Annotated in this window: 5 protein-coding genes and 1 pseudogene; 5 read left to right on the top strand and 1 reads right to left on the bottom strand. The window is 37.5% G+C overall.

Annotated features, from left to right (window positions below):
- Positions 1-187: pseudogene (locus tag ACOYLT_RS10415) on the bottom strand (FAD:protein FMN transferase); the annotation flags it as partial.
- A gap of 236 nt (positions 188-423) precedes the next feature.
- Here ACOYLT_RS10415 and ACOYLT_RS10410 point away from each other — a divergent pair.
- The 5 genes from ACOYLT_RS10410 to ACOYLT_RS10390 form a co-directional block, all read left to right on the top strand.
- Positions 424-909 (top strand): hypothetical protein, encoded by a 486-nt coding sequence (locus ACOYLT_RS10410; protein WP_422853785.1) that lies wholly within the window; start codon positions 424-426, stop codon positions 907-909.
- A 617-nt stretch (positions 910-1,526) separates the two neighbouring features.
- Positions 1,527-2,006 (top strand): hypothetical protein, encoded by a 480-nt coding sequence (locus ACOYLT_RS10405; RefSeq protein WP_422853784.1) that lies wholly within the window; start codon positions 1,527-1,529, stop codon positions 2,004-2,006.
- Positions 2,007-2,132: 126 nt separating this feature from the next.
- Positions 2,133-3,116, top strand: a complete 984-nt coding sequence (locus tag ACOYLT_RS10400) for an ABC transporter ATP-binding protein (RefSeq protein ID WP_422853783.1) — start codon at positions 2,133-2,135, stop codon at positions 3,114-3,116.
- A gap of 63 nt (positions 3,117-3,179) precedes the next feature.
- Complete coding sequence (ung, locus tag ACOYLT_RS10395) at positions 3,180-3,866, top strand: uracil-DNA glycosylase (protein WP_422853782.1); 687 nt, start codon at positions 3,180-3,182, stop codon at positions 3,864-3,866.
- Between the two features lie 65 nt (positions 3,867-3,931).
- Positions 3,932-4,145 (top strand): hypothetical protein (locus ACOYLT_RS10390; RefSeq protein ID WP_422853781.1); only part of this gene is annotated, 214 nt, incomplete at its 3' end.

Here is a 4,145-nt window from a genome sequence, read left to right as displayed (position 1 = left end):
CAGCTGCTGCATTGATCCGATATAGGTCGCTGGAATCAGAATAGGTGGTTAATAAATATTCAATTTCCTTAATGTGATTAAATCCCTGTTGAATCCACTCATTGGCAAGTTCCTCCTCATCAGCTACTAAACTGATTTCAAATTGGTTTCCCATTAAGCGTGCTGATTTTTTCCAAATGAGGCTCATTTATATTGTATTGAGAGGTTTAATGAATTATAAATATCAAATAAAATTTGTAAAATATTATTTATCTGATTATTAGTGCTTAATTATATGATAATCAATCTTTTAAGTCACTGTGAATATGTTTATAAAATAAAGATTTCTCAAAGTTATCCACAAAAAACATAATAATTAACAATTCATCAACGTTTAGATGTAGAGCAAAGCAAATATGCTACCTAACCTTAAAACCAAACTATATGTCAACCTTACTCTTCAACCAGTCCAACAACTTTTCAGAAATGAAAATTTCTATGAATGGGGTTCTTTTCAACCGCAAATCAATTGATCGCAGCATCTCTAATCGTGCCAGAGAAGCTTCGTATACAGGAATCTTTTGTTTTCTGGTACCAATGATGTTTACATTTTTCTGTATTGCAAAAGATATTTTACTCGATGCATTTGGTCTTTACACTTTTATTATGATTTCATCCGGACTGATGTTTAGAGTTATTGCTCATAAATGGGTTAGCAATTTGCTGTCGAAACAAAATAGCTCAGTGAAGATTTGGCAAATAATGACTTTCCTCGTTCCTTCTATTACTTTAATCGTATTAGGACGGGTGGTTCGCAAGCAGCCTTCATTATTTAATATGGAGAAATTCGGCAGGATGAAATCAGATGATGAAACAGTTATCGATTATGTGTATGAGTTAGATGAACAAACTTACAGACGAGCGATTTAGTAATATAGTTGATATAGTAAAGGTGGGATACCCTGGTACAGATGTACTGGGGTATTTTTTTATTATAAGGCTAATCCAAGTGGGATTGTCTGATTATCGTGATAATTAATAAACAGGCATGTGGATGCAGAACAGTTAGCAGCAAAACTATTTCCCTTTCTTACCCGATCCAGTTTCAAATTCCGTCTGCTTGTAAGATGCCAATTTATTAACATTTATTTCAGTTTTTATCGGTAATGCAGGCTACTTCTATAATGGAGCGAAATAAAAAAGCATAATTTTTTGTTTTACTAGTTACAATGTTTAAATATTTGATTATCAATGTTTTAATCGAATATTTCTTTGTTGTTACAATAAGGCAATTTACTAGAGGTATATGCATGCAAATATATGATAATCAAATATTTAGCACTTTAAGTGTTACATATCGTTTGCGAAAGGGGATTTTCCTAGTGAGGTGTGGGTGTTTTACTACACGACTACTTTTAAAAATTACAGAAGATTAGTAAAACAAACTATAAAAACCGGATTTCGATTGGTGCAATTTTACATTGTTAAACGAAACAAACAATTTTAAAAACTGATATCCTAATCCCAAACCTTTAAAAACAAATCTTATGTCAACTTACTCCCTCAACCAATTGTTAAACAGTTCAGTTACCAATGTTAGTAACACAGTAACCGCTCCCCGGAATTATGCCCAAACCAACAATTATTATCAGCGTAATGAAGAAGCATCATTCGCAGGCATTTTCTGCTTAGTAGTTCCCGTAATCTTTACGTATTTCTGCATTGCTGATAATGTTTTCTTTGATGCTTTTAATATATACCTGAATATCATGATCACAGGAGGTCTTATTTTCCGCGTAATTGCCTTTAACTGGGTAGGTAATATTGCCGAGGAGCAAAATCGTTCCGCAAAGGGCTGGCAAATGTTAACTATGCTCTTCCCTTCTATCACTTTAATTACATTAGGGTATACTCAACGCTTAGCTCCTGCTAAAACTGTGGTAAGTCAGCAAACTACTGTACATACCGAGTACGAAACTGTTGAACATGTAGAAGTTGAAGAACAATTACTTAGAAAGGCTAGTTAATAATAAATTTAAGTTGTTACATAAAAGGTGGGAATACCCCTGTTACTTCAGTAGCGGGGGTATCTTTTATTTTTGTTGGGTCTGATTATTTTGATTCAGATGCAATACCGCAGTAGTTTTGCAACTATGCTTTCGGTTACAGAATTATCTAAATATATTTCCCCCGATTTCCAACTCTCTCCTATAACCTTCAATCAGGTACCTGGTGAAAACTTGGCCTTAATTGGAGTAAGTGGTTCGGGTAAATCTACCCTTTTACAGTTGATTGCTGGCTGGCAACAACCAGATACAGGATCAATAACTCTATTTTCCGAGCGTATCAAAGGTCCCCAGGAGCAATTGGTGCCCGGACATCCAGGCCTTGCCATTTTGGAACAATCATCTCATCTTCCGCATTACTATTATATCCGCGATCTTTTTCAATATGCCAATGTTTGGGAAACATCCCTTGCCCGCAACTTATTTTCGCTGTGTCGCATCGAGCACCTGATGAACCGAAAGCACCATGAGATTTCAGGTGGGGAGCAACAACGCATTGCCCTAGCACTTTTATTAATCACTTCTCCCCGCTGGTTGCTGCTTGATGAGCCCTTTTCGCATCTTGACCTAACCAATAAAAAAATATTACAGCAGGTTTTGGCTGATGTGACCCGTAAATTGAATATCACCTGTTTATTGTGTTCTCACAATCCCGATGATATTTTTGCATGGGCGCATCGATTGTTGGTTTTGGAAAATGGAAATCTGGTGCAGGTGGGTAGTCCGGAAGCAATCTACCATTCTCCCCAAAACTCTTATGTAGCAGGGCTCTTAGGCGATTTCTATCCATTATCCCCCGAATTGGCCCAGGTATTTTTTCCAGAAAAATTTGCATTGAATACGGCAAATTGCTGGATGGTACGGCCAGAACATTTGTTATTTCAAGTTGAAAGTACCCATCATGCTGTAAAAGCAACGATATTGCAAGTAACCCTCGCAGGAAGAGATTATAAGGTAGATTTGGAAGTGATGGAACAGCAATTGAGTTTTTATACGCAAACCAATAGCTTGAAAGCAGGCACGAAAGGATATTTACTTGCTACCAATGGCTATTGTTTTCCCGACTGTTAATGGTTTGGTGGGTATTTTTTTTGGCAGTAATTTTAAAAATGTTTTCAATTAATTGGCTTGGGTATGGATGTTAAAATAGAAGCCAGTTGGAAGGAAGTGTTGGAATCCGCTTTTAAGCGACATTCATTTTCTCAACTGGTTACCCACATTAAAGCAGAAACAGCTTCTGGAATTACGGTATATCCACCCGGTAATTTGATTTTCAATGCATTTGCCCAAACCCCTTTTTCGCAAGTGAAAGTGGTTATTTTAGGGCAGGATCCGTATCATGGTCCCGGACAAGCGCACGGACTCAGTTTTTCGGTACCCAATGCGGTTCCCTTTCCGCCTTCGCTGCAGAATATTTTTAAAGAAATAGTTGATGATGTGGGTGGAGAAATGCCAGTTTCTGGAAACCTTACCCATTGGGCTCAGCAGGGCGTATTGCTGTTGAATTCCGTACTAACTGTTAGAGCCAACGAAGCTGCTAGTCATGCAAACATCGGTTGGATGGAATTTACCGATACTGTAATCAGTACTTTATCTGAAAAGAAACAGGGATTGGTGTTTTTGTTATGGGGGAAATTTGCCCAGGATAAGCAGGTATTGATTGATGAAACCCGTCATTTTGTTTTAAAAGCTCCCCACCCCTCTCCACTTAGTGCTTACCGGGGCTTTTTGGGTTGCAAGCATTTCAGCAGAACCAACGAATTGCTGGTTCAACAGTCACTTTCACCGATTAACTGGAATCCTTCCTCTGTGCAAGGTTGAGGCTGCTGACATACTTATTTCGTTTTTTAATACATTCGCCTACTTTTATGAATAGCCTACCCAATATGGTTTCTTCAAATACTTCCTTTTTTTCTGAAAAGTTGCAAAATGTTCTTGGAAGAATATGGGCATTTTGGGGACTGATTTGGTTTGTATCTACCCTATTCGTTGCTATTATATTTTATTTGCCCTGCTTTGCGTTAAAAGAACCTTCAAAAGCCAAGTGGCATCGGATTGTTTCTCAAATCTGGATGCGGGCGTATCTGTTTATCATTGGAT

The sequence above is a fragment of the Flavobacterium sp. genome (genome assembly GCF_049318185.1).
GTDB lineage: Bacteria > Bacteroidota > Bacteroidia > Flavobacteriales > Flavobacteriaceae > Flavobacterium.
The sequence above is the reverse complement of the archived record's forward strand: the minus strand, read 5'-3'. Positions and strand labels throughout refer to the sequence as shown.